Below are 25,996 nucleotides of genomic sequence, written 5' to 3' on the forward strand. Positions count from 1 at the left end.
GACAAACCGATTCATTATCTAGCGTAAGCGTTACCAATTCAAGGGGAAAGGAGATAAAACCAATATTTCTGCACTAAATGCAACTTCCACGCACAAAAAGAGCCAGCGATTAGCCAGCTCTCTATCTAATTTCAGTATATATCTTTAATCGTTCTATTCAACTCAAACTTTATTCCACTTCTGTTTATGTAATTATTCTTTTTTTCTATGAAAATATCAACTATGGAATATCATAATCAAATACCGTATTCGCTCCATCCACGCCTACATCCAGCACAATATCCATAAGTTTCCCATTGACGAACAGAGGGGATTCCGCTTTCCCGTAAAACTCCAACTTACCTGTAAACGTTCCATGGCGTTCAATCTCAACATGTACGGGCCTTAATTGGACAGACTGCAAGGCTTCCAATAGGGGATCGTCCTTTAACTTATAACTACGTGCGAGATCAGGCAATATCACGGCGGATACGGAATCTCTGCCGTAATTTTTGAGTGTCAGATCACAGGTTGCTCGGGTCTCACCCGTTTTCAGCACGTTAAAGGTACAAGAGCTTGCATTCTGTACATAGGATACCGCATTAATGCCTGAAGCTCCCCACTTGGCTACATACATGAATTTATCCGTCATGTACGAATAACTGAGAACGATAGCGATAACTACGATCCATAACCCTTTTGCAAGACCGGGGAATGATTTCCCAATCTCTTTGCGAGTAAGGTAGAATCCACACGCGAATATCCCCAATCCGAGGAAAAGTGTGATATGAACTCCACTCAAGTAAGATGTAGTATACGGTGATATACCTATTGCTGACAGCATGGTATCTCCAACAGAAAAACCAAGATGATGGTTACATGTAAAGATGATAGCAAATAGCAATAAAGCCCCTGAGAACACAAGTCTGGTTCTCGACACACGAACACCCCCTAATCAACCACCTTATTATATCATATTTTTCCTATTTATGATTAACAATCCAAAAACAACAATAAAAAGAACGTCTTCGGTTGTTCACCGAAAACGTCCTCCATTTTCACCGCTGACAAGAGCTTGTAATAACACAGGTCTCTCTGTCATGGCTGACGATCATTTATTGCTTAGACAAGAATGCATCGAGTTGTTCCTGTTTGGCTGCAATAATTTTATCAATTCCCGCTGCTTTCAATTTCTCCAGATATTTCGGAATCATCTCATTTGGATCAACGGCGCCCGATGTCATACCCGGCTTGAACTGTTTGTTCACGTTGTTGACCGCAGCAATTTCATTTTTGACAGATTGGCTGTTGAACGTAAAGCCCAGTGCAGGCGACTTCACACCTTTGGCGTTAAACTCTTTGAACTTCTCCCATTTCTGTGGATCTTCATTATCCCAGAGGAAGTTCAGGAATTGGTTACCCAGTTGCCATTGTGCACCTGGATTGTAGGTACGACTGTTAGCATCTACGCCATCAGGGAGAGCAATGATATTATCCTGTCCGTCTTTTTTCACATAATGTGTACCTTCAATTCCGAAGTTTAACAAGTTGTTAATTTCCTTGTCGGAATGCAGCAGGTTAATGACCTGCATCGCTTTCTCCGGTTGCTCTGAAGAACGGGAGATTGCAAGCATCGCTCCAGATGCATCACCCGTCGTGATTGTTGGCTGTGTCATCTCAATCTGAGTGAGTGGGAAACCCACATACCCTTCTTCTTCTTTATCCTTGCCTGGCTTCATGCCATCTGTCCAGAGAAACGCTTTTCCAGCCTTCGCCTGGTCTTTCGGGAACACATTAGAAGTAGCAGCATCACTGTTGATATATCCCGCTTGATACCACTTGCGAGCGAGTTCAGCCGCTTCTTTGAATTCTGGGGTCTCCACTTCATTCAGCACCGTTGTTCCGCCTGCTGTTTTGGAGATGACTCCAGGTACGGAAGCATCACCGAGATAATCCCAATCCAGATTCTCTAACAGCCCGTTACCGTTGGTATTGGACATATAGAATGGTGTAATGGCTGGCTCGTTTTCCTTGATTGTTTTGAGAAGTGGCTCCAGATCAGCCCAAGTTTTTACAGCTGTCAGGTCCAGCTTATACTTGTCAGCCAGATCTTTACGTACCAACACACCACGTGTGGCAGCAAGTTCCTTATTCGTAGGAACGCCGTAATTCACGCCGTCCACCTGGGAACCTTCCAGAAAGGCAGGGTCCAGGTTTTTCTTAATATCCTGACCATGTGCATCAAGCAGATCATTCAAGGGCAAGAATGCGCCTTTAGCTACATTCACCGTGTAGTTCTGCCAAGCTGCTGTGAAGATAATGTCTGATTTTTCACCTGAGGAAATCATGAGATTCAGCTTGTTATCCCACTGTCCCCAGTCAATTGCATTGATCTTAAGCGTGGCTCCGATCTTTGGTTCCATCTTTTTGTTAATCTCGGCTTCCACCAGAGCGACATCCTTCTGTGGTGTACCTGGGTAGAACAGTGTCACTTCATAGGGTTTGCCCCCACCTTCACTTGCTCCTCCGCCTTCTGCGCCAGGTGTTGTTGTTCCACCCTTGTCTGATGAGCAAGCAGCCAGCACCAGACTCAGCGCCATAACCGTTGCCATCATGCGTGACCATACCTTTAATGATCTAACCAATTGAACCCCTCCTGTCATGTGTTGAACCATACAACCGAATTCCCCAATTCACAATTAAACCGATAACTACTTCTGTATATGCCCTTTCAGTCCATCTTCATTTACCTTGCCCACTCCGCTAACCGGTTCAGAGTTATCCCTTCACAGCGCCAACCGTAAGACCTTTGATGAAATAACGCTGGAAGAACGGATATGCCAGTACAATTGGACCAATACCGACCACAGCCATCGCCATTTGCAGAGTTTTGTTAGGCAGATTGAGCAATCCACCCTGCGACGAAATCTGTGAAGAGACGTTGGAGTTGGTTGTTAAATATTGAATATCGAGCAGCGTCCGGTACATAAGGTACTGAAGGCTGATCGTCCGGTTATCTGATATAAAAATCATGCTAAGGTACCAGTCATTCCAGTAATTCAATGTACTGAACAACGCAACGGTTGCCATTACGGGAAGAGAGAGCGGAAGCACGATACGTGCAAACGTTCTCAATTCTCCCGCACCATCAATCCGAGCCGATTCCAGAATAGACACCGGAATGGAGTTCGCGAAAAATGTACGCATGACCAGTACAAAGAATGGCGATAGCAGTAGCGGCATAATGAGTGCCAGTAGGGAGTTTTTCAGATCCAATACGTTGACATAGACCAGGTACCAAGGTACCAGACCCCCATTGAACAACATTGTGAAGAAGATGAAAAAGGCGAACCAGCCCCGGTAAGGCAGATCTCTCCGTGAGAGCGGATACGCATACAATGCGGTCAGCGCAACACTTGTAATGGTACCTACAACGGTAACGATAAAGGATATACCATACGAGTGAATGATCTGATCCATATCTCTGAACAGAAACTCATAAGCCGTCAGGCTGAATTTCTCTGGAATAAGCTTATATCCATTGGCAATTACTGTTGTCTCGTCCGAAAATGAGATGGCGAAGACAAGCAGGATCGGCACGATACAGGCAATGGCATAGAATAGAAACATCGCATGAATAACGGATGCGGAACGCTTCGATACGGCTAGTGGATCACGTGATTTCACAGCTGACTTGCCTCCTCTCAAAATAATGCATTATCTTTATCTATTCGCCTTACGATGGTATTGGATACAAGAACCAGCACAAATCCAACGATTGCTTGGTATAGACCAGCTGCTGATGACATCCCGATATCTCCACCGATAAGGAACGTACGATATACGTAGGTATCCAGTACATTCGTTACAGGGAACAGCGCCCCCGATTCCAATGGAACCTGGTAGAACAGACTGAAGTCTGCATAGAATATACGGCCAATTTGCAATAACGTCATAATGACGATTAATGGGATGAGAAACGGAATGGTAATGAAACGTATCTGATGCCATTTGGTTGCGCCATCGAGCACAGCTGCTTCATAATATTCTTCATCGATACCCACGACAGCTGCCAGATAAATGACGGCATAATATCCAATATTTTTCCATGTGTTCACCAGTGGCAAAATATACGGCCAATACTTCGGCTCTGAATACCAGTCGATCGGCTGACCGCCGAACATCTGCAGAACCGTTGAGTTCATGAAGCCTGAATCCTTGCCCAGGAAAGCCAGTACCAGATAACTGACCACAATCATGGACAAGAAATACGGTAATAACATAAGTGATTGATATAACTTGGACATTGCCTTGTTCTTCACTTCATTGAGCAGAATAGCAAGCCCGACACCTACTAAGAGATTCAGTGCAATAAACACCGTGTTATACGCGAGTGTATTTCGGGTAATTTCCCATGCATCACTGGTTGAGAACAAATATTTAAAATTGTCCCATCCACTCCATGGGCTACCCCAAATACCATCAGCATAGTTTACATTTTTGAATGCGATCAGAACGCCGAACATCGGCATATAGTTGTTCACCAGTAGAAACAGGACACCTGGCAAGAACATGAGATACAGCACCTTGAATTTGCCAAGATTGTGCCACACAGACTTGCGCTTTCGGACTGTTTCTCCCGGTATTTCCGATATCCGTACTCCCTTACCCGCCTGGGGTTGTGTCTTCATAACTTGTTCTCCCTCACTCCTCTTGAATTCTTCCTCAGGATGAAGCTCCGTTGCGGCTCCTGTGGTTCAAGTATACGGCGGGGCGAGTAAGACCTCTATCTGCTGTGGTGACCTGTTGACTTATCAAATTATGACTTTAGTACCAAAAAAAACAAAAGACGCAGCATGCTGCGCCCTGAACTATACGGTACGTGACTGTTTTCGAAACTCCTGTGGCGTTATACCCGTGCACTTTTTGAACATTTTGGTGAAATGCGAGTAATTGTAGTACCCCACCTTGCCAGCGATATCCGTCACTTTGACGGTGGACTGGGACAACAATGTCTTCGCTTTGGCTACTCTGCCCTGCAGAATAAACTCAGATAGGGACATCCCCTTCTCTTTCCGAAACAGACGTGATAGATAAGCGGGATTGAATCCGGCAAAAGCTGCAAGTTCCTCTCGCATAAGTTCTTCACCAATATGAGTTTCAATATAAACGCACAACTGATCCACAATGGTCATAGGGCTATGATCGTCCGGGTACAACACCGGGATAACACGATCAATCAGATCAGCCGTCCACTGCTTCAACTGCGGCAACGACCTTGTCACCATACTCTCCTCCGGCTCCCGTTCACCCGGATACAGACTGCGTATTGACACGTTTTTCTGATGAAGCAGCGGATAGACCACATGCAGCATGGCATGATAGTAGAGATGCAGCATTTCAGGAGATAAACCCTCTTGGGCAGCAAGCAACTCAAAAATCTCATCCACACGTTCTCGCAAATCCCCTACTTTACCTGTCTCAAAAAGAATAGATAATTCCGAAAACCATGGAATAGGCAAAAAGCGATCTTCCTGATCTCTTCCCCGCTCATCATAGACAAAAACTTCTTCAAGCTCCTTAATATTTCGCCGCTCCATATCCATCAGTTCATTTAACATGCCTTGCAGCTCAGTCACAGCAACCGGGGCACCAACATAACAGGACAACCGACAGTAGAAATACGTACCACATTCCTGAATATATCCCTGACAACGTTGTGCCACTTCGCTCGCACTCGGAATGATGCCATCTTGCTCATAAGCAAGCACAATATTTAATCCACTTTGATCCTGAAACACCTCACCGGGCTTGTCGCTAAGCAGCATCTCTTTGGCTGCATTACGAAGGGCATATTCCAATACCTCTTCGTCACGCAAATCAAAATCACGCACCCATTCCTCTACTGAGATCACAATAGGTAACACACGAGCATGCGGATCAATCTCGGCACCATACAGTTCTGCGAGCTCTTGCAACCGTTGTTCGGTTAACGTGATACGCTGAGAGATGGCATCTTTCCAGAAGCGTTCCGTCAGTAGCGGTTTATGGGTTTTCCAGCGTTTGTATACGGTCTCATAAACTTCGTTGGTACGGGTACGCTGCTCTCCATCCTTGATCTTCTCCACCGCCTGGGTTACTACCTTAATCAATTGATCCGCTGGAGCCGGCTTCAACACATAATCAAAGCTGTTTAGCTTAATGGCTGTCTGAGCATAATCGAATAAAGCATGCCCTGTCAGGAAAATGGTCATTATACCTGGATCATGTTTTAACACCCAACTTTGCAGGTCAAGCCCTGTTTCACCAGGCATCTCGATATCACAGATCATGATATCAATAGCATTAGCCTTTAAAATCTTTCTTGCCTCTTCGGCATCACCAGCACTGTATACCTGGTCAATGCCTGCTGCTTGCCAATCGACTCCTTCCACCATCGCTTGTAATGCATACACTTCATCATCCACGATCAACAGGTTCCGCATAGGCTCCCCCTTCTTCCTCTTCGGTCTGAGCGGGTAAATCAATGATGACTTTGGCGCCATGATCCACCTCATTGCCAAACTGCAAACTGGCTTGATCACCATACTTCACTAAAAGCCGATGAGCCACGTTCCATATACCGATATGCTGTCCACTCGGGTCTTCAGCGTATTGTCCATGTTGCAGACGCCCCAACAATTCCTCTTCAAATCCAACACCATTGTCCACAATCATCAGTTGAAGCACCGTCCCATCTACCTGACCGGACGACTTCTGACCGAGGCGCGCCACGATCCGAATGACAAATGCTTGTGTCCGGCGCTGAAATCCATGAATAATGGCATTCTCCACAAAAGGCTGAATGGTTAATGGCGGAATCACATAATGTCCCAGATTCGGTTCGATATCCAGTTCAAAATCGAATCTGCTTGGAAACCTCAGCTTTTGAATTTCTAAGTAATGACGAATGTGCTCGAGCTCTTCATCCAGACGAATAACACGTTTGCCTGCACGCAGACTGAATCGAAAATAATCGGCCAGATGACCAGCCATCTGCTGCACCAACTCATGTTTTTGCAAGGAAGCCAGACTATGAATAATATTGAGTGAATTCAGGTAAAAGTGAGGATTGATCTGCATCTGCAGTTGTTTGAACTCTGCCTCCCGCGTCCGCAACTGTTCCTCATACACATCAATCTTCAGATGCCTGATCTCACTGGTCATTTGATTGAAACTTCGTGTCATAAATTCAAGCTCCGACGAAGATGGCGGGTCCAGCTTCACATCGAGATCTCCACGGCTGACCCTTCTCATGCCTCGGATTAACGCATTCATCGGGCGGAATAACAGATGCCGCAAAAAGATCAGTGCAGTAACCAGAATTACTGCCGCACCAATGGGAAGCAGACGAATGATCTGCTGGAAAAACGGGAGGTTACGCATCATGTCTTCCTCAGGCAGCAGCACGATATAATTCATCTGGGACATGGCCGATGCAGTACCCAACATCAAATATTGACGTGCTTCTCCCTTGTTCACAACTTCAGAGATCACCTGATACGGATTCTTCAGGCCGGGAAGATGCGCTGCAGCCAGCTGAATCTGTGCAGTATTCAATGTGGAATCCGAGAGTGCCCCACCGTCTGTTCCAACAATGACTGCACCTCCCCGATCTCCGGATTCAGTGAATTGTTGTGTATGATTCAGTGCATTCATATCAACAAGTGCACCTGCATAGAACTGCTGGTTGATTCGCACCGTTTTCACCAGCGCATTCCACGTCCCGCCACGCACGATGCTCCATTCCGGCTTCTGGATATCCCCTTCCAATTGCTGCATCTGGACTGGCATACTCTCCTGCACAACCGACTTTTTGACATCATAATTGCCTGAAGTCGCGAGCAGCAGATCATCATTCACAGCATCATATAGAAAAAAAGAATCGATTAGATTATAAAAACCGATATCTGTCATGAATTTGTTCATAATCCGTTGCTTTGCAATGATATAATCGCCGCTGCCGTATTTCAGAAAAAACAGAGAGATAATATCCGGGTCCCGCTCGCCCAGACTATATAAATACCGATTCGTCTCCTGTAACACACGTTCATTCTGCTCCACACTCTTGGCGAGATGATTCATATTGGTGAGGGATACTTTGTCACGTACAACTTTCATGGCGTAGACGTTGTTGTAATAAAGCAGCATGAATAATGGCAGCATGATCAATGTAAGACCCACTATAAATTTAAAACGAAGTGAACGGATCAAATTCATGGATTATGGATTCCCGCCCTTTTAGAGGTAGTTCAAAAAGTCCGCTGTACTGAAACCAGACTTATTGAACACACACTTTATTTCAACATAGTTTTTTTCTATTTTCTTCCTTATGATGGCATGTTTATTGTAATCACCCCTGCTTGCCACTGTCTATGGGGTCCTGTGACCTTCACATATCAATTCTGGTGACTTCCATCCGCTCCAATTTCAAGAGTAACAAGCTTCATGTAGTAATAAATTCTCCAGTTGTAAAAAAAATCCTTCATTATTACTCAGAAGCTTCTCCCTAAAAATAAATGCTGCGGCAAGCCCCGGACTCCACGAACGCCCGATCTTGACATGCATACGATATATCACTCCTCGGGTTAGTCACCAGGATGTAGGGAGGCCTGTTCGATGAATATTCAACTCACTGCGTTACACTATGTCTATCTGGCATTTATCGTCTTGATTATTGCGGTAATGATCCGGCGCAGGGATACTACCATCATCTGTGTCGCGGGTATTATGACCATTGGACTTCTGGCAACCGAAACCTTAAGCGGGTCAGTTGCCGGGATCTTCAGCAGTTTTATCTATGCAACAAAAGAATTGCTGAGTACGATCTTTATCATCTCGATTATTGTGGCGATGAGCCGTGTTCTAATCAGAACCGGCATTAATGAGGTCATGGTAACACCTGTCACCCGGTTTATCCGTTCTCCTCAGGTCGCGTATTGGGGTATCGGATTGATTATGATGGTAGTATCGCTATTTTTCTGGCCATCCCCGGCCGTAGCACTCGTTGGTGCAGTACTGCTTCCTGTAGCCGTGCGTGTAGGTCTTCCTCCGATTGGAGCTGCTATTGCCATGAACCTGTTTGGACATGGGATTGCACTGTCGGGAGATTACATTATTCAGGGGGCTCCCAAACTTACAGCCGATGCGGCGGGTATACCGGTTACTTCCGTCATGACGGCCAGCATTCCTTTGGTCATTGTCATGGGCACCGTATCTACACTTACAGCCTTCTGGATGCTGCGCAAAGAAATGAAATCAGGTTCACCTGTTCATTCCCCAAACGTTACATCAGGTACCGTGAGCACGGAACCTTCTTCTTCATCAGAGGCTGTGTCCACTTCTCAACCTGGCAATCTGCCTATTGAACGTCAAGTCATGTCGCCCCGTCTGAAAAAGGTGTTCGCTCTGCTTATCCCTCTGTTATTCGCAGTTGATGTGATTCTGATGTTTATATTGAAGTTGCAAGGCGGTGACGCAACAGCTCTAATTGGCGGAACCACTGTGGTTATACTGATAGGTGTCACCCTTGCCGCACATCGACATGCGGGACCAGAGGAAACGACCAACTATTTAATAGAAGGATTTCAGTTTGGTTTCAAGGTGTTTGGACCGGTTATTCCCATAGCCGCATTTTTTTATCTGGGAGATGCTGCGATTACGGAGTTGTTCATCAACCCTCTTCCTGAAGGTTCACACGGGATTGTGAATGATCTCGGGGTCGCACTTGCTGGGCTGGTGCCATTAAATGATACGGTGGGCGCGATTACAATGACGGTAACCGGAGCAGTGACCGGAATGGATGGTTCGGGGTTCTCGGGGATATCCCTGGTTGGCTCGATTGCGTCCATGTTTGCAGGTTCAGCAGATTCCGCACCTGTACTGACAGCATTAGGTCAGGTTGCAGCCATATGGGTAGGTGGCGGAACCTTGATTCCATGGGCATTGATTCCTGCGGCTGCAATCTGCGGAGTCAGTCCTTTTGAACTTGCAAGACGCAACCTGAAACCTGTCATGCTGGGACTCACAGTAACAACAATTGTAGCCATCTTTCTAATCTGACCAAAGGGTTATGCTAAACCGTTCAAAAAGACGTGCGTGAACGCGCCCAGTTCCAGAGATCTTCACGTTTCATCTCTGCCAGATACAGCATGTCCACATATGGATCTCCCTGTAATCCAAGTACAGAAGCAAATGCAGGCTCCGTCTTCCACCCTGCCTGTTTTAGTCTGCGGATCTCACGGTGTCCCGCGTCTCCCCACAGTTGCAACAATCTCCACTCTACGATCATATGTAAGTATGCATTCTGCCTGTAAACTGGCACGGGTTGGGCAAAAATCTCCACAGGCCAATGTCCCACTTGCAAATTACAAGTCACATAAGGACGTTGGTCTGGAAGATCCCCACCACGTACACATTGAAATTCAGCAACGGCTCCGATTCGATTGTATACCTCGGCTTCAAACACATCCAGATCCTCTGCATAACACAGCAGATCCAGATCACTGCCCGGAATATCAATATCAATTGGCACCGTTCCTGCTGGATATGGGTGATAGTCAGCTAATATATCGAGCAATCCACTGCTCTGTAACACATGATAGGCGTCCTGCTGACGTGTATTACCCGAAGCCAGATGTGCCATTACTTCTGCGGTATTACTCATCTCCCCGTCTTGGGCCACAGTTAGTTCGAGCCTCCTGTAATGACCTGTTTCACACGTCCCACATGACCACTCGTCAGTCGTACTTTGATTCCGTGTGGATGCGTAGGTGACTTGGTTAACATATCCTTCACAATGCCACGTGTCAGCTTACCTGTAGCTTGATCCTGCTTCAGCACAATGTCCACTTCCAGACCTGGCTTAATATTTACACGTTGTTGTCCATTCATTATGTTCACTCTCCTCTATGTCATAATTCATATCTTGTATACTATATAACCCTTAAACACAAAGCTCCATCTATTGTAGACGTTTTGGTTTCAAAACAAAAGGGACACGGCAATAACCTCCTAAGGCTGGTTCCATGGTTGATATGAAGACCAAGATAAAGAAACCGCAGGTCTCTTCAACTGAGACCTACGGTTTCTAATTGGATTACCATGTTCAGGGCTGCACATGCTTCAACAAAGACGAAGGTGAAGTTCCATTCTTCGCAGCTTCGCGTGCCTTTACAGCAAGTAGCTCAGACACCGTAACGAATTGGTACCCCTGCTGCTGTAACTTCGGCAGGATCGTTTTGAGTGCTGCTACCGTATGCGACTTGCCTTCCACCTTATCGTGAAAAAGTACAATATCCCCATTACGTGCGTTCTTCAACACTTTGTTAACGATAGCCGATACACCTGGAGAAGCCCAGTCCCGTGTATCCTGATGCCAAGACCAGAGTACAATGGTATACCCTTTTTGTTTGGCAGCCTGGATGACCATGTCATTGTAATAGCCGCCCGGTGGTCTGAACAACAGGGGACGCTCCGCGCCAGCTTTAATGATGGAACTTTCCGCTTCGTTCATATCCTTCATGTACTTGTCCGCACTAGTTGATCGAACTGCATACGTGTGCGCATACGTATGGTTGGCGATTTCATGCCCTTCGAGCTGTTCCTGTTTAATCAGTTTAGGAAATTTATCTGCCCATTTGCCAAGTACAAAAAAAGTTCCTTTAGCATGATACTGCTGTAACAAAGCCAGGATCTGCGGAGTCTGAATCGGATCTGGTCCATCATCAAAGGTAAGGGCGATGAGTTTATCCTGTGTGGGAACTTCCCACACAATCTCTCCTCGTTCCTCATAATACTGACGGTTCTTCTGTACAGGCTTCGCATAGGCAGAACTGCTACCCAGCAAAATAATTAGCGTGAACATTCCGATGACTCGGGCTGCCTTCAGGTTCATGTGGTGTCCTCACTTTGTCTTCATACGTAAACTCCCTGTTAGCATTTCCCGATTCACCCGAACTCATTAACGAAAGATCTGATCCACGACTGCAATTTCCTCAGCAGTTAATTCCACATTTAATGTTTGCAGATTGTTAGTGACCTGCTCTGGTCGCTTGGCACCCGGAATCAATGCATCAATAGAAGGCTGAGTCAGGTACCAGGCCAGAACCAGATGAGCGACCTCAACATCCTTGGATTGTGCTATGCTGCGCAGTTGCTCAACTTTATCGAGATTTTCAATGAAAGCTTCACCTGTGAACAGCGGGTTCTTTGCCCGTCCATCCTGAAAGGTTGTATCACGATTATATTTCCCGCCCAGCAGTCCCGCTGCCAGAGGGAAGTAAGGAACAAAAGAAATGTTATGCTCAGCCGTATACGGCAACAGCTCTTTCTCCGCATCTCTTTTGAACAGATTATATTCAGATTGCAGTACGTCTACATGCCCGTCCTTGTTGGCTTCACGCAACTGATCAATGGAGAAATTAGATACGCCAATGGCACGAATTTTGCCAGCATCTTTTAATTGTTTTAACGTATCTACCGCTTCATCCTTAGGCGTATGTTCATCCGGAAAGTGGATGTAGAACAGATCAATGTAATCGGTTTGCAGACGTTTCAACGCCTCATCCACGGCTGTTTTCAGAAAAGCAGGTGAGTTATCTATGACAATCTTGCCATCCACAAATTTATGAGCTGCCTTGGTTGCAATGATGGTATTCTGCCGCTGACCAGTTTCCTTCAGTACTTCACCAATCAGTCGTTCGGAATGCTCCGGTCCATAGATGTATGCCGTATCCAGAAAGTTAATACCTTGTTTCAAAGCTGTACGAACCACTTCCTTACCCGTCTCATCATTCAGCATGTCCGGATAGATATTATGTCCGCCTACTGCATTCGCACCCAGTCCAATGGGATTCACGATCAGATCCGTCTTGCCCAACCGAATTTGTTGTTCTGCCATGTCTCATCTCTCCTTCACTGATCGATATAAGTACATTTCTGTAATGATGCGTGTTTCTTGTTACATATTATATCAAACCATTTAGCATATTTAAAATATCGGGTTTATCGGATTAAGTGTTTTTCAACGCAGTCGCTTCCACATCGTTAATAAACCGGCGCAGTTTCGCAGCCACATCACGGGTGATTTCACCGTTTTCATACAGTTGTTGCACTGTATTACGCTGTTCCTGAATCGCCACCATCTGCAACTCCAATTTCTCCTGATTAAATGGATCTTCCGTTTTACCTTGGTTCCAGGTGCGCAATTTGGCAACTACACGCTCATACTTGGCAATGACCGACAGTGCGACAACTCGATTCCCATCGTTCATATGGGCACGAATAGCCTTAATTGCCGCTTCAGAGGTGCGCAACTTCACCTGACGGAACAGTTCTGCATTTTCAAGCATAAATGGTTGATTCGGCTTCTGGGACCGGTTGGTGAAGAGATGTCCTAACACACGCCCGATCTCGCTGATCGAGGTCATGAACTGAGTGTTTGCACGATTCGCCAGCATCATTTCCTTGCGATCCAGCCAGCTGTCACATTTGAAGGCCGCATCAGAAGCAATTGCATTTTCGTCTAACATTACTTCAACTTCTTTACGCTCCGCCCGGGTGGCAATCAGGTTAATCGCCGTTTCTTGTTTCTGAATATCTTTGCGTTTATCGGCGGTAAGCTGACCTGCGGCCTGTCTGATGTACTTGGACAAGTCGGAGACAACCGCGAGTGCCGCAGCTTTGTTCTCATCGTTCATTTCGGATTTGACAGCTCGTATTGCCGCATTCAGCATAATGTCATGTGCTTTTCGTTCTGACTTCTGCGGTGTTTCTTCTGTGGATTTCCCATCGTCCTTGGCCAGAACTGGAAGAAACACGCTCGCCGCAATCAGGGAGAAGAGGATAACCCCTGCCGCGAGGAAAATAATCAGATCCCGTTCAGGGAAAGGTGATCCATCCTGAAGCACATAAGGAATGGAGAACGCACCCGCCAATGTTACAGCCCCCCGCACCCCAGAGAGGGAAATGATCGTAATATCCTTGAATCTGGGCCGGCCAATAGAGGATTTGGTACGCAGCAATTCATTCCCTTGCCAGAACAGATAGATCCAGAGAAAACGCAGAACCAGCAGTAGCACCGAGATCAAGCCCACATATCCCAACACCTGCAGATTATTAAACGAAACATTTTCAAATATGGTACTCAACACATCCGGGACCTGTACACCCAGAATAACAAACACCAGACCATTTAGTATAAATAAAATGACTGACCATGTGCTCGCAGATACCACCTGCATTTTCAACTGAACCGATTCAGCACGGTCACGCTCAATGGCGTGGATAATACCGCCTGCCACTACCGCAAGAATACCTGATACCCCAATTTCTTCACTCACCAGATAGATGATAAATGGCGTCAGGATTTGCAGCAGCATGTGAATGGTCACATCTTCCATGCCCAGTCTACGGATCCATAACCCTAGTCTGATTAACAGAAAAGATAACAAGGCCCCGACGAGAAGTCCGCCAATCGCAATCAGAATAAAACTGAAGGTTGCATTCGCCAGGGAAAATACACCTGTAACTGTGGCTGCAATTGCGAATTTGAAGGCCACGAGGCCAGATGCATCATTCATTAATGCTTCACCTTCAAGAAGCCTATGTATGCCTTTGGGCAAATGTACCCGGCCCGCCATGGCGCCAACGGCCACAGCATCTGTCGGGGACAGTATGGCTGCAAGAGCAAAAGCAGCAGGTAACGGAATCGAAGGAATCAGCCAGTGAATGGCATATCCCGCCACGACCACCGTCACGAATACAAGCCCTAGTGCAAGCAGAAGTATCGGTGCACGCAGATTCCATAATTCATTCCTTGGCGTTCGCTTACCATCGTTGTATAACAAAGGAGCGATGAACAGTACAAAGAACAATTCCGGATTCAACGGCAGGTGAACACCTGCGGGAAGCAAAGCTATAGCTACACCAAGCACGATTTGAATGAGCGGAATGGGAATAAAGGGTACAAACCGGTTTAAAATATTGGATAAACCAATCAGTACCAGTAACACAAGTACGGCAATAAATATTTCCATGATGACAATCCCTTTCCGCTATAGAAGTGGTGAAACCTTTGTTGTATAGGTTTATTTTAACATAATCCAACCTTTATTATAAAAATGTTGTCATATTCATATACCCAATCAACTCGCCTCAGACTAGTCTGAATGAAAGAATTCTGATGGATTCTGTATATAAGATGTTACAATATGCTCAGGACAATACCCGTTTGGAAAGGAACTTGCATCTATGGCATTTGGAATTAAACGACAAGAGCTTGCTGCTTGGAAGGAACAAGTGGCTCGGGGTGAGATTGCGTACCTCACTCATTTCTGGATTGACAACCGATTTCCCGGTATCACCAGTGTCACCAAAGTTGGCTGTGCAGATCTGGAACGTCTCGAACGTTGGTGCAACGATCATGGGTTGGACCCGCGATACATTCATCGGCGCCAGCCCTTTCCCCACTTTGACCTGATGGGCAGCAAGCAAAAAGAAATTCTGATCCAAGAAGGCATGACAGATCATGTGGTTCGCTTTCATTTGTAAACCAACTCAAAAACGCCAGTCTTCAAGGTTCATCCCCCCGCAATTAGGGCGAACTCATGAGGACTGACGTCTTCAAGGATCAAGTCATATTATGGACTACCGGTGGATCTGCTCAAACGACTTCATGTTCTCCAGCAGTTTCAGTTCAATTTTCTTCAGCATGCCAAACATCTGCTGTTGCTCCTCTTCGGAAAGTGCTTGCAACAATTCCCACGTCATTCGGCCGCGATTCGCATTAAGTGTCTTGGCAAGCTGCGCGCCTTCATCCGTTAAGGACAGCCACACAATTCTCCGGTCTTCTTCACTGCGCACCCGCTGGATCAACCCTTCCGTCTCCAGTTGATTCAGTACAATGGTGGTTGCGCCGGAAGACAAACTGAGTTGTCTGGCCACATCAACCGCCATGCAGCGTTTTTCACGTAAAATCATGCCCAATATATGACTTTTTGTCGGATTCAGTTTACAGTTGGTTTCGGTCTTCTGCTGCTGATCCAATACTTTATTTTTATATCTGAAGAAGGCCTCCAACAATTGATCTACGTTTGCCAATTGAGAGTTTCGCTCCGTATCCGGGCTCATAAACGTTCCTCCGCCTTTCATCATAACCTACCTTATATTGTAACATATTTACACTATGATGTTTGTGAAAAATGCGCTTGTATCCGACACCTTATCGTTGACTGCAAGACTCTTGTTTTATTTTGGGTTTCGCCTATTGCATTATGGCAACGGGTTTGTTTATAATAACCTATATCTTTAAAGTTACTTTTAGTTACTTAATGATTTTAATAAATCTGTTGTTATAAAGTAAATAAAGCGTCACCATTATAATGCAAGGGACTTATGCACATGAATCAGAATACACAATCACAACTCAAAACGGATGTTTGCATCGTGGGCGCTGGACCTGGCGGTGCTTTGCTTTCTTATTTACTGAATCAAAAAGGAATCTCCACGATGCTCATTGAGCGGCAGCCCCACCTGCACAAGTCGTTTCGCGGGGAGTTGCTTAATGTGGACGGCGAAGCCATTTTAAATAAACACGGCCTCTATTCCCTCATTCAGCAACGCGGAGCGCTGCTCTTGGAACAGATTCAGTATTGGGAAAATGGGCAGATTATTCATACGGTATCACCAGGCAATGGAGAATCTCATGTTGGTATTCATATACCCCAAGATCATCTCCTGGAAGCCATCGTGTCGCATGCTCAGCAGCACAATTCAAACGAACAAGTACTATTCAATACGATTATGACCGGTTTGTTACGAGACAAGAACGGCCAGGTCGTGGGTATTAACATTCGGCAGAAGGGTGTTCCTGCCTCCATTGAAGCATCTGTAATTGTGGGTGCTGATGGCAGATACTCTGCTGTACGCAAACATTCCGGTATGACCCCGGAGATTCGTAAGCATGGGTATGATCTGCTCTGGGCACGCATTCCGGCACCCGTAGGTTGGGAACCCGCTGTTCGAATGGCCAGCATGGATGGTCAACAGCTCGCACTGTTCTCACAGTTCGGCGGTTATGTTCAGATTGGATGGAACATTCCCGAAGGAGCTTACTCCAAGCTGCGAGAGCAGCCGATTGCTCCTTTTGTAGATAAACTTGTATCTGCTTTTCCTTGCCTATCTGATTCTGTAGCTGCCAACATTCAGAGCTGGAGTGATTTTGTTCTGTTATCTGTTGAAAGCAGCTATTGCCCGTCGTGGGCACAGGACAATGTTGTACTCATCGGTGATGCCGCTCATACCATGACCCCAACCGGTGCATTTGGACTTAATGCCGCGCTCGAAGATGCGGATGTGCTCTCCGAATTACTTGTCCAAATGGCTGCAGATCAATTCCGTTCCACTGCACAACTTCAGGAACTTCAGACGATTCGCGGTGCAAAGGTACAGCAGCAACTTGCTCGACAAGTGGAGATGGAATCCTCTTTCCAACAGCGTTATGAATCCTTTCTCTAAACCCAGTTAATACGGATAAAATGCCTATATGCCCAAACAGCCGATCACTTCCTCATAGAGAAGAATCGGCTGTTTGGCTTGTTGGTTTATCTTTTTTATGTAATTCCGTATCCTTCTTCATTTTCGTTTGCGTGGAGCAAACGTGTCTTCTCTGGGTGCTCCTTCTTGTACAGTATCAACGTCCTTCGGATAGGATGAGATGTTATCTTTTTCATATACTGCTTTCTCCAGATTGCTTAAGCGGCGCAATACTTGTTTGCTTTTACGAACGATATATACGATACCAATAATCAGCAGGATCAACATCAGAATGAATATAACCATCTCCGGGTAAAAGACAAATGACATGAATCCACCTCCTTTGAAAACGATTTCTCTATATCATTCTAACCTTAATGATTCAAGATGTGAACCCGATTGGAAGTTTTGCTTGTGGAATAAGGACTAAACCACCTGACACAACGACATGAACTCACCCTGCTGCAAAAGTAAAAAAGGTGGCATCCCTGATCAGGATTACCACCTTGAACCTCGAATAAGATTCGAAGTCTGTGATTATTATTTTATCCTTCTCTGCCGTTCATGGCACTAACTCGAAGTTCTGTCAGTGGCAGAGACGTTTGCTCTGGATGACGTAGTCTCACTGTTCGGCTCTCACCGGGGAGCAGATCGAAATAATTGTCACTGAATCGGACACGCCCAAGGGGAAGCTCCAGCTTCACCAATCGTGCAATCCCACCACTGGCCGTAACCGTAACAGACTGCTCCTCCTCGTTCACATGTACGCTCAATTGCGACTCTGGCAACGTCACATCCTTAGGATCGCGCAAGAAGTATCGATTACTCGGTGCCGCAAATCCTTCGGATACCAACTCAACCATTACTTCCTCCGCGCGTCTACCCTGTAACACCTCTACTTCAGTTAATTCAACAATACACCGTGAGGATTGGGATGTTACTTCAACAGCATATGAGCTGGAGTAGATCTTCTCTCCATTCAATGCATAGACATTGAGTCGAAGCTCCCCTTTCAAGACGTCACGTGTATCGTTCACAACCCACAACGCAAGCGGTTCACCCGGCTCATGCTCCAGTGACAACAGGACAGGATGAAAGAATATTTTCCCATAATAAAAGGATGCCTTCGGCAGCAGTTCATAATCAATCATGGACCAGCTTGTTCCTGGCCAACTATCGTTCAATTGCCATACAAGCGCTCCGCTGTTGCGGTGATTGATGCGCCGGAAATGTTCAATTCCATATCGTAGCCCTTCTGCTTGAGTAAGCATGGAGTAGTTCATATACTCTTCTATATCTTGCGGAATCCCTGTGTAACCCTCCATCAGCAAAATACCTTTTTGATGATTGGTATCTTTGTTACGATAGGCCATCTCCGGACTGCCCCAGTAAAACTGACCTGCGGGCATATTTTTCTCCAGTGTGTAACGATTGGCCGAGGCGTGCATACCAAATTCACTGCTGAACAATGCATGATCGTTTTTGTAATTTTTGAACGTTACACCTTCAATACTGTAGTCCAGCAGTGGTGGCTCTCCATGCTTCCTTGGATAGACCGAACCATGCCATACCTGCCAGTTGTGGCGATCCCCCACATCCGGGTCATTCGCATCCTGACCGTTGCTGTCTCCGAACGGCGAAGAAGGCCAGTACGGACGAGACAGATCCAAGCGCTCCAGCACTTCAGGGATTAGCTCATGATATATCTGTTCGCCGTAGAACGGACTGGTAATATCTCCACTTGCCGACTTCATATCATAGAGCCAGTCTATCTCGTTATTACCACACCAGAGAGCAAGCGAGGCACGGTTACGCAGGCGCAGGACATTGTTTTCTACCTCTTGCCGTACATTATCCATGAAATCACGATTGAAATCCGGGAACAATGCGTTTGCAAATGCAAAATCCTGCCACACCAACACCCCTTGCCGATCACACTCATCGTAGAAGACATCCTTCTCATATATACCACCAGCCCAGACACGCAGCATGTTCATATGCCCTTCCACCGACAGCTCGACAAGCTCACGATATCGAGAGTTCGGGATGGCGCCAATCAGATGATCAGCCGGAATCCAGTTGGCACCCTTGGCATATACTTTGACTCCGTTCAGAATAAAAGTAAATGCATCTTCACCCCGTTCATTGTGAAGAGCCAGCTCAATCGTTCGTAACCCATAAGGCTCGCTATAACGATCCACCTCAACGCCATCGGCGAATAATGTAACCTCCAGCGTATACAGATACGGCTCACCCAGATCATGAGTCCACCATAACTGAGGTGACGTAACGTTTAATGTGGTATCTGCTACACCACCCTCTACGGGTAGTTCAGTGACACCTGCCACCTCGTGTCCACTGCGATCCAACAGACGAACATTACAGGTCGCAACCACAGCCTGCTCACGTTTCTGTCTGTTACGGTAAGACAAGACCGACTTCACATCCGCTGTGACATGTAAGACTGCCAACTCTGAACTGACTGATTCCGTACGAGCATACATATTTTCCAGCTTGGCGATTGTTCGTTTTTCCAGCCTTACCGCACCCCAGATCCCCACCGTAACCATGCGTGGACCCCAGTCCCAGCCAAAGTTCATCGCTGCTTTGCGCAACCATGGCCGTTCCTTCGTATACGAGGACCAGTCAAAGGTTTCTTTGTCCCGGTGATGCATGTGAAGCGGATCAAACTTGACAGCAATCGCATTCCAGCCGCTGCGTACCAGAGACGTTACATCAAATGCATGTGACATAAGCATATTGGCCGTTTTCCCGACTTCATGGCCGTTGACATATACCGTTGCAAACGTATCCAATCCTTCGAACACCAATTCAAAGTGCTCCTCCGTCTCTGCATCTCTCACCAGATTGAAGGTTGTGCGATACCACCATTCCTTTTGCTCAATCCAGCGACTTTTGGCATCATTATGTCCGTAATAGGGCGGATCAATGATACTGCGCTCAACCAATGCAGCATGTACATCGCCAGGCACTTCAGCCCCGATCCAGAAACGGTCATCCAGTGCAGCTGCTGCCACATCCATTGCCCGCTTCTCTCCAACTTCAAAATGCTGTATCTTCCATTGTCCCGATAAATCCTGACTTGAACTATAGGTCTTCATCAGTATGCCCTCACTCTCCAATAACCCTGAGTAATACCATATCGAAAACGTTTGCAGAAAGGCAAGACATGTTTCCTAATCTGCTCATTTCTAACTTCCCGAAGGCTTGAACGACAACGCCTCTTCGCGATATTCACTCGGGGTCTTGCCGGTATGTTTTTTGAACAGTCTGCTAAAATATTTCACGTCCTCGTAGCCGCTGATTGCAGCGACTTCACTGACCTTCGCTGGAGACACCGCGAGCATATCCATCGCTCTTCGTATACGCATATCGGTGACAAAATCTACGAAGGTCACACCCATTTCTTTTTTAAACAGTTCACTGAGGTGACCCGGATGCAAATGAACATGTCCAGCTACCTGCTGCAGATTAATATCCTGTGCCAATGATGATTCAATATAACCGATAGCCTTCTGCACATGGGCAGCCTGTCCCTGACCCATTCGGCTATGATAGACATGCATCAGACCATACAGATGATGGAACAGCATATCCCCGAGTTCCGCAGCTTCGGCATCCGGTTCCGGCAACCAGGGCTCGAGCCTTGCGGGTTCTTCACGCCCTGTGGCTCGCATTGTGCGAGTCAGCCAGCGATGACCTGCAATGACGGCCGAGTGTAGACAAGCATTGAACGATTCTGGTGTGACCTCCGGTTCTGTAATCAGATTAGCCACAAGTTCCCGCGTCCAAGTCGTTAACGTGACTGAATCATTATCCAGCAATATTGTACCAAGTCTGGTCTCCTCTTCGTGCGTAAGTACAGTTTTACCACCTTGGCGATTCTGAACGTGCTCATAATGCCATACTTTATAATCCATCAAACCCCGATATCGGAAGGCAGCTGAAGCAGTTCTATAGCTTTCGTGCAGATCTGCATATCCACGCATAGGCAGACCTACCGCTGCTCGCAGGGTGCACTTCAGTAATTGCTCCACCCGACGTAATGCACTCTCCAGCCTGAACGTAGTTTCATGTTCTACAGGCGGCCATGAAACTACACAGATAATTTGCTGTTTCTCTACATGAGCAATGGCACCAGGTAACATATCCTCCAGGGTATTCTGCACCGCAAATCGTAATAGCGCATCCGAGGATCGATCCCAACCCTCTGCTCGAAGAATAATGACTTGTCTGAGAATCTGTTCATCATCAAGGCCAACAACCCATGCCTCTTTTCCAGCATCAGATCGCAAAAATGAAGGAAAATGACCCGAAGCGGTGTCACCATCAATGATCCATCCAGCAAATAACCGCTCTCGATTCTCCCGCATAAGCTGGCCCTCTTTGGACTTCTCTGCCCAACGTTCCGTGATTCGCTGTTTGGCCTGTAATACGGTTTTGATGATCTCTTCCGGTTTGCTTGTTTTGAGCAGATAATCTGTAACGCCTTGGCGAATCGCCTGTTGGGCATAAGAAAAGTCATCGTATCCGGACAAAATAATGACCTCCAGCTCAGGTAACAATCGCAGGCCCTCTTCTGCCAGTTCCAGTCCCGATCTGCCTGTCATCCGAATATCCGTCATCAGGATATGCGGACGTTCCTCAGCCAAACGTGTTAACGCCTCCTCTGCGGAGGCAGCAGGTTGAAGAAGCTCAATTCCGAGTTCATGCCACGCGATAACGTTGGCAAGCCCTGTACGGATAATCACTTCATCATCAACAATTAATAGTCTCATGGCGAACCCTCCAAGATTGGAATGGAAAACGAAATCCGGGTACCTCCCCCAACCCTGCTGTCTACTTCAAGCTGTGCATCCGCTCCATAATGGAGCAGCAGTCTCTCATTCACATTGCAGAGCCCATAACCGCCTTGGTTTAGCTGTTTTTCCGGCTGTTTTCCCTTCCATTCCCTAATGCTTATCCTTAATTGCTCCAGTCTGTCCGGCTCCATGCCTACACCATCATCCAGCACCAACACATTTATCTGTTCATTATCCGGGTCCTTGCGAATCATTATGGTGATGGTACCCACACCTGCTTTGGGCTGAATGCCATGAATCATTGCGTTCTCAACAAGCGGTTGCAGCAATAGCTTCAGCATCATTCGCTTCTCAAGTGCTGGATCTACGATATAATGCAACACAAATTGATCAGGGAAACGAATCGACTGCACACGCACATAATGGCGAATATGAGCAATTTCCTGTTCCACAGGGCAGTAATCCTGACCATTATTCAAGCTGATACGTAGAAAATCACTCAGGCCCTCAACCATATCCGCAATTCTCTTCTCTTCAGACATTAAGGCAATCCAGTGAATCGAAGAGAGTGTGTTATACAGAAAGTGCGGATTAATCTGCGCCTGTAGCACCCGAAGATCCGCTTCTTTTTTGCGAGCTTCACCTCGAATAACCTCTTCCTTTAATAACTGAATATGTGCACCGAGCAGATTGTAACTCTCCCCAAGCCTGCCAATCTCGTCATCACTTTCAGATCGAAACAGAGGAAGCGGGCGTTCCGGATCAATTCGGGACAGATGCCGGGTAAGCACACGAAGCGGCCTCGTCACACGCCGCACCGTAAACCAGACCAAGCCAGCACTGATCACAGCAGACATGGCAACGGCGCAGCCGGTTAGAATAAGGATATACCGATTCTCGGACTTGTACTGGTCGTATGGGACTGTTCCAACCAACGTCCACCCCGTCAATTCTTCCGGATAATAGAGCAACGTCCGTTTATCGTCACCACTGCCATACGTGGTGGTTCCGCTACCGCCATCCTGAATTAACGTCGAAATCCCTGGTTCGACACCTTCCAGCTTAAGTCCAAGCCGGGATTTGTCCATCGAAGACAGAATCTCTCCAGAACTGCCGATGAGCTCCAGTCTGCCTTGCCCTCTGCCTAATCCCAGAGCGGCCCATCCCTTGGATATGGCCTTCTCATCCAGACTAATGGCTAACCAGCCGATGGGTCGATAATCATGGATACTACGGATTGGCCTAACCAATGTGATCACATTTTGTATACCCGCATAATTCTGGACCGGATATACCCCCGTCCATTTTTTCACTGCTTCTCCGCTCGGCACTGGTGGATAAGATAAGCTTGAATTATTGGATTCATACCAGGTAGCCGTAGACAATGTGGCATCGAATCGGCTTGGATATATGGCGATGTTGGCGATATATTTCTTGGAAGCCGCCAGATTGGTCATCCTGCCCAGGATATCCACCCGGTCCAGCTCATGATCTTCATTGTGGCTAAGATACTGCTGGATGTCCCGTTCTCCAATCAGGAAAATCGATAGGTTCTCGGCATCTTGCAGCATATAACGAAGATTTGCTTCCACCTGTTTCAGCGTATCCATGCCAGACAGTTTTGTTTTTTGCTCTGTAATGCGGGAAGAGATCAGAAAGGCGAACAGACCCAAGGCCAGCAATGGCACAATCATTGAAGCCGTCACGACGACCGATAGCTTCCTTTGTAACGAAGATGTGAGCCAGCGTGCCAAACGTTTCTCCTCCTCTGGATGCGCTTTCGCTTATCCTTTGACAGCTCCTGCTGTCATGCCTTTCATAACTTGTTCCTGGAATATGAGATACAAGATAATGGTTGGAATGACCGATAGGGTCATGGCAGCAAGCGTTAATCCGTAATCGGTTTGATACCCATCCGCAAAGTTCGCAATGGCCAGCGGTAACGTTTTCAATCCGGTTTTGTTGATGAATACAAGCGCAAATGAAAAGTCATTCCACGCATGCAGGAAACTCAGGATCGTAACCGTCGACAACGCAGGCACAGACATGGGTAGCATGATTCGGGTAAACAGCCCCCAAAGTCCTGTTCCATCAATAAAAGCTGCCTCTTCAATATCACGTGGAACACTTGTCAGATAAGCCGTAAGCACAAAAATGGCCGTAGGCAATGCAAAAGCCGTATAAGGTAATATTAAGGCCCAGTACGTATTTAGCAAGGACATCTGTTTCATTAGAATAAATAAGGGGACAAGCGTACTATGGATCGGAATGAGCATACCAACAACAAAGAAGGTCATGATCAACCCTTTCCAGCGAAACTGGAAACGAGCCAGGATGAATGAAGCCAGCGCTGCAATAAACAGCGTCAGAATAAGTGAACCCACCGATACGATTAGTGAATTGCCAAAAGCAGTCCCTAGCCTGGAGCTTTCCCATGCATTGCTGAAATTGGCAACATTCCAGTTTTCCGGCAGACCAAAGGGCCTGCTATAGAAATCTTCATTTGTTTTGAATGCACTAATCACGAGCCAGTAGAACGGATACAATGTTAAAATACCATAGACCGTTAGCAGCGTCCAAACAATTCCGCTACGTAAGCGACGAATCGGATGGCCCGAGCTGCTTCGAGGTGATGGCATGGATACAGGTGTCACGCGCATGATAGCTCCTCCTCTCTATTGATTCTCTTTTCGTTTGCGACTAGTTAGCCACTGGCTTGTTCCGATCAGCAGCAGGGAGATCAGTACGATGGTTGTGGAGATCGCACTACCAAAACCATATCGGTATGTTGTAAAGGTTGAATTGTACATATACGTTGCAAGCAGTTCCGTCGCATGTGCCGGACCACCCTTGGTCATGATGTAGACCAGATCAAATGATTTCAGACTACCCGAAATACATAGAATGATCGCTACCTGAACCGTACCCCAGATTATGGGCAAAGAGACCGACACCAGTTTCCGGATTCCTGAAGCACCGTCTATTTTGGCAGCATCATGAATCTCGCCTGGAATATTCTGCAACGCCGAGATGAAGATAATCAGATACAACCCGACAAAGCTCCAGAGCAGCGGCGGTACCAATGAGAAAATGGCAATCTTGTCATCGGAAAGCCATTGCAGCTTCCAACTTTCCAGCCCCAGTGCGTCCAGCAGAAAGTTCAATATCCCGATCTGCGGATGATAGATATACTGCCAGATCATACCGATAACGACAGTGGATAACACCATCGGCAGAAATACGGCTGAGCGCAGAAACCGCTGTAACGGATTACTTTTGTGTAAGATGACCGCCAACATCAGCGCTAACGGAATTTGTCCAAATACCGATGCCAACACAAAAATAACGTTATTTTTCAGTGCCCGCCAGAACACAGGATCATGCCAGATCTCCACGTAATTATCCATACCAATATATTTGGATGCGCCGATGCCGGACCAGTTGAAGAAACCGTAGTATGCCGACCACACGACCGGTACAAATACAAACAATGCATAAATGATGACTGCCGGGGCAAGCCCCAGCATAATAAAACGCCGACTGCGCAGTGCGTTCATCTGTTCACTTCCCTTCCATAAATGCCTTTACCAACTTGCAACTGACTATCTCATCCATACTTA

At 46.6% G+C, this 25,996-nt stretch carries 21 protein-coding genes; 3 read left to right on the plus strand and 18 right to left on the minus strand.

What is annotated here, in order from left to right; genetic code table 11:
- Positions 1 to 220: 220 nt before the first annotated feature.
- The 6 genes from MHB71_RS14425 to MHB71_RS14450 all read right to left on the minus strand — a co-directional run bounded on the left by MHB71_RS14425 (position 221) and on the right by MHB71_RS14450 (position 8,238).
- Entirely contained in the window at positions 221 to 919 is a 699-nt protein-coding gene (locus tag MHB71_RS14425) for a hypothetical protein (protein WP_340030001.1), read from the minus strand.
- A gap of 175 nt (positions 920 to 1,094) precedes the next feature.
- A complete protein-coding gene (locus MHB71_RS14430; RefSeq protein ID WP_036609560.1) occupies positions 1,095 to 2,624 on the minus strand; it encodes an ABC transporter substrate-binding protein in 1,530 nt (509 codons plus the stop codon).
- A 133-nt stretch (positions 2,625 to 2,757) separates the two neighbouring features.
- Entirely contained in the window at positions 2,758 to 3,666 is a 909-nt protein-coding gene (locus tag MHB71_RS14435) for a carbohydrate ABC transporter permease (protein WP_017689303.1), read from the minus strand.
- A 17-nt stretch (positions 3,667 to 3,683) separates the two neighbouring features.
- Positions 3,684 to 4,670, minus strand: coding sequence for an ABC transporter permease subunit (locus tag MHB71_RS14440; RefSeq protein ID WP_211081719.1), 987 nt, complete (start codon positions 4,668 to 4,670; stop codon positions 3,684 to 3,686).
- A gap of 180 nt (positions 4,671 to 4,850) precedes the next feature.
- Positions 4,851 to 6,464, minus strand: coding sequence for a helix-turn-helix domain-containing protein (locus tag MHB71_RS14445; protein ID WP_076318456.1), 1,614 nt, complete (start codon positions 6,462 to 6,464; stop codon positions 4,851 to 4,853).
- Entirely contained in the window at positions 6,439 to 8,238 is a 1,800-nt protein-coding gene (locus MHB71_RS14450) for a sensor histidine kinase (protein ID WP_340030002.1), read from the minus strand. The genes MHB71_RS14445 and MHB71_RS14450 overlap by 26 nt, the downstream gene beginning before the upstream one ends.
- A gap of 399 nt (positions 8,239 to 8,637) precedes the next feature.
- Here MHB71_RS14450 and MHB71_RS14455 point away from each other — a divergent pair, with 399 nt between their 5' ends.
- Positions 8,638 to 10,080, plus strand: a complete 1,443-nt coding sequence (locus MHB71_RS14455; RefSeq protein WP_340030003.1) for a hypothetical protein — start codon at positions 8,638 to 8,640, stop codon at positions 10,078 to 10,080.
- A 22-nt stretch (positions 10,081 to 10,102) separates the two neighbouring features.
- On the opposite strand, the gene MHB71_RS14460 is transcribed toward MHB71_RS14455, so the two are convergent.
- From MHB71_RS14460 to MHB71_RS14480, 5 genes are all read right to left on the minus strand, one after another.
- On the minus strand, positions 10,103 to 10,702 hold the full coding sequence (locus MHB71_RS14460) for a DUF4269 domain-containing protein (protein ID WP_340030004.1): 600 nt from the start codon (positions 10,700 to 10,702) through the stop codon (positions 10,103 to 10,105).
- Positions 10,703 to 10,704: 2 nt separating this feature from the next.
- Positions 10,705 to 10,911 carry a YwbE family protein gene (locus MHB71_RS14465; RefSeq protein ID WP_340030005.1) on the minus strand — a complete coding sequence of 69 codons (207 nt, stop codon included), beginning with the start codon at positions 10,909 to 10,911 and terminating at the stop codon, positions 10,705 to 10,707.
- 214 nt (positions 10,912 to 11,125) lie between these two features.
- A complete protein-coding gene (locus tag MHB71_RS14470; RefSeq protein ID WP_340030006.1) occupies positions 11,126 to 11,914 on the minus strand; it encodes a polysaccharide deacetylase family protein in 789 nt (262 codons plus the stop codon).
- Positions 11,915 to 11,980: 66 nt separating this feature from the next.
- Positions 11,981 to 12,919 (minus strand): aldo/keto reductase, encoded by a 939-nt coding sequence (locus MHB71_RS14475; RefSeq protein WP_101313418.1) that lies wholly within the window; start codon positions 12,917 to 12,919, stop codon positions 11,981 to 11,983.
- A 112-nt stretch (positions 12,920 to 13,031) separates the two neighbouring features.
- The gene (locus MHB71_RS14480) at positions 13,032 to 15,056 is read right to left on the minus strand and encodes a Na+/H+ antiporter (protein WP_340030007.1); all 2,025 of its coding nucleotides are present in this window, start codon (positions 15,054 to 15,056) and stop codon (positions 13,032 to 13,034) included.
- Positions 15,057 to 15,270: 214 nt separating this feature from the next.
- On the opposite strand from MHB71_RS14480, the gene MHB71_RS14485 reads away from it, so the two are divergent.
- Positions 15,271 to 15,570: a hypothetical protein gene (locus MHB71_RS14485; RefSeq protein WP_047842412.1), complete on the plus strand. Its 300-nt coding sequence runs from the start codon at positions 15,271 to 15,273 to the stop codon at positions 15,568 to 15,570.
- 96 nt (positions 15,571 to 15,666) lie between these two features.
- On the opposite strand, the gene MHB71_RS14490 is transcribed toward MHB71_RS14485, so the two are convergent.
- Positions 15,667 to 16,149 (minus strand): MarR family transcriptional regulator, encoded by a 483-nt coding sequence (locus MHB71_RS14490; RefSeq protein WP_036609579.1) that lies wholly within the window; start codon positions 16,147 to 16,149, stop codon positions 15,667 to 15,669.
- 270 nt (positions 16,150 to 16,419) lie between these two features.
- Here MHB71_RS14490 and MHB71_RS14495 point away from each other — a divergent pair, with 270 nt between their 5' ends.
- Complete coding sequence (locus tag MHB71_RS14495) at positions 16,420 to 17,535, plus strand: FAD-dependent monooxygenase (protein WP_340030008.1); 1,116 nt, start codon at positions 16,420 to 16,422, stop codon at positions 17,533 to 17,535.
- Positions 17,536 to 17,652: 117 nt separating this feature from the next.
- Here MHB71_RS14495 and MHB71_RS14500 read toward each other — a convergent pair whose 3' ends face one another.
- The 6 genes from MHB71_RS14500 to MHB71_RS14525 form a co-directional block, all read right to left on the minus strand.
- Positions 17,653 to 17,883 carry a hypothetical protein gene (locus MHB71_RS14500; protein ID WP_076208990.1) on the minus strand — a complete coding sequence of 77 codons (231 nt, stop codon included), beginning with the start codon at positions 17,881 to 17,883 and terminating at the stop codon, positions 17,653 to 17,655.
- A gap of 215 nt (positions 17,884 to 18,098) precedes the next feature.
- The gene (locus MHB71_RS14505; protein WP_340030009.1) at positions 18,099 to 20,675 is read right to left on the minus strand and encodes a glycoside hydrolase family 2 protein; all 2,577 of its coding nucleotides are present in this window, start codon (positions 20,673 to 20,675) and stop codon (positions 18,099 to 18,101) included.
- Positions 20,676 to 20,765: 90 nt separating this feature from the next.
- A complete protein-coding gene (locus MHB71_RS14510; protein WP_340030010.1) occupies positions 20,766 to 22,352 on the minus strand; it encodes a helix-turn-helix domain-containing protein in 1,587 nt (528 codons plus the stop codon).
- Positions 22,349 to 24,130, minus strand: a complete 1,782-nt coding sequence (locus MHB71_RS14515; protein WP_340030012.1) for a sensor histidine kinase — start codon at positions 24,128 to 24,130, stop codon at positions 22,349 to 22,351. The genes MHB71_RS14510 and MHB71_RS14515 overlap by 4 nt, the downstream gene beginning before the upstream one ends.
- A gap of 30 nt (positions 24,131 to 24,160) precedes the next feature.
- Positions 24,161 to 25,015: a carbohydrate ABC transporter permease gene (locus tag MHB71_RS14520; RefSeq protein WP_164783106.1), complete on the minus strand. Its 855-nt coding sequence runs from the start codon at positions 25,013 to 25,015 to the stop codon at positions 24,161 to 24,163.
- A 36-nt stretch (positions 25,016 to 25,051) separates the two neighbouring features.
- Entirely contained in the window at positions 25,052 to 25,933 is an 882-nt protein-coding gene (locus MHB71_RS14525) for a sugar ABC transporter permease (RefSeq protein ID WP_036609591.1), read from the minus strand.
- Between the last annotated feature and the right edge of the window lie 63 nt (positions 25,934 to 25,996).

The organism is Paenibacillus sp. FSL H7-0940 (genome assembly GCF_037979415.1).
GTDB lineage: Bacteria > Bacillota > Bacilli > Paenibacillales > Paenibacillaceae > Paenibacillus > Paenibacillus amylolyticus.

Bases quoted from the DNA above. Each gene is read 5' to 3' on its own strand.
- MHB71_RS14440 (WP_211081719.1), bottom strand. From the start codon at position 4,670: ATGAAGACACAACCCCAGGCGGGTAAGGGAGTACGGATATCGGAAATA.
- MHB71_RS14445 (WP_076318456.1), bottom strand. From the start codon at position 6,464: ATGCGGAACCTGTTGATCGTGGATGATGAAGTGTATGCATTACAAGCG.
- MHB71_RS14450 (WP_340030002.1), bottom strand. From the start codon at position 8,238: ATGAATTTGATCCGTTCACTTCGTTTTAAATTTATAGTGGGTCTTACA.
- MHB71_RS14455 (WP_340030003.1), top strand. From the start codon at position 8,638: ATGAATATTCAACTCACTGCGTTACACTATGTCTATCTGGCATTTATC.
- MHB71_RS14465 (WP_340030005.1), bottom strand. From the start codon at position 10,911: ATGAATGGACAACAACGTGTAAATATTAAGCCAGGTCTGGAAGTGGAC.
- MHB71_RS14470 (WP_340030006.1), bottom strand. From the start codon at position 11,914: ATGAACCTGAAGGCAGCCCGAGTCATCGGAATGTTCACGCTAATTATT.
- MHB71_RS14475 (WP_101313418.1), bottom strand. From the start codon at position 12,919: ATGGCAGAACAACAAATTCGGTTGGGCAAGACGGATCTGATCGTGAAT.
- MHB71_RS14480 (WP_340030007.1), bottom strand. From the start codon at position 15,056: ATGGAAATATTTATTGCCGTACTTGTGTTACTGGTACTGATTGGTTTA.
- MHB71_RS14485 (WP_047842412.1), top strand. From the start codon at position 15,271: ATGGCATTTGGAATTAAACGACAAGAGCTTGCTGCTTGGAAGGAACAA.
- MHB71_RS14490 (WP_036609579.1), bottom strand. From the start codon at position 16,149: ATGAGCCCGGATACGGAGCGAAACTCTCAATTGGCAAACGTAGATCAA.
- MHB71_RS14495 (WP_340030008.1), top strand. From the start codon at position 16,420: ATGAATCAGAATACACAATCACAACTCAAAACGGATGTTTGCATCGTG.
- MHB71_RS14500 (WP_076208990.1), bottom strand. From the start codon at position 17,883: ATGTCATTTGTCTTTTACCCGGAGATGGTTATATTCATTCTGATGTTG.
- MHB71_RS14505 (WP_340030009.1), bottom strand. From the start codon at position 20,675: ATGAAGACCTATAGTTCAAGTCAGGATTTATCGGGACAATGGAAGATA.
- MHB71_RS14510 (WP_340030010.1), bottom strand. From the start codon at position 22,352: ATGAGACTATTAATTGTTGATGATGAAGTGATTATCCGTACAGGGCTT.
- MHB71_RS14520 (WP_164783106.1), bottom strand. From the start codon at position 25,015: ATGCCATCACCTCGAAGCAGCTCGGGCCATCCGATTCGTCGCTTACGT.
- MHB71_RS14525 (WP_036609591.1), bottom strand. From the start codon at position 25,933: ATGAACGCACTGCGCAGTCGGCGTTTTATTATGCTGGGGCTTGCCCCG.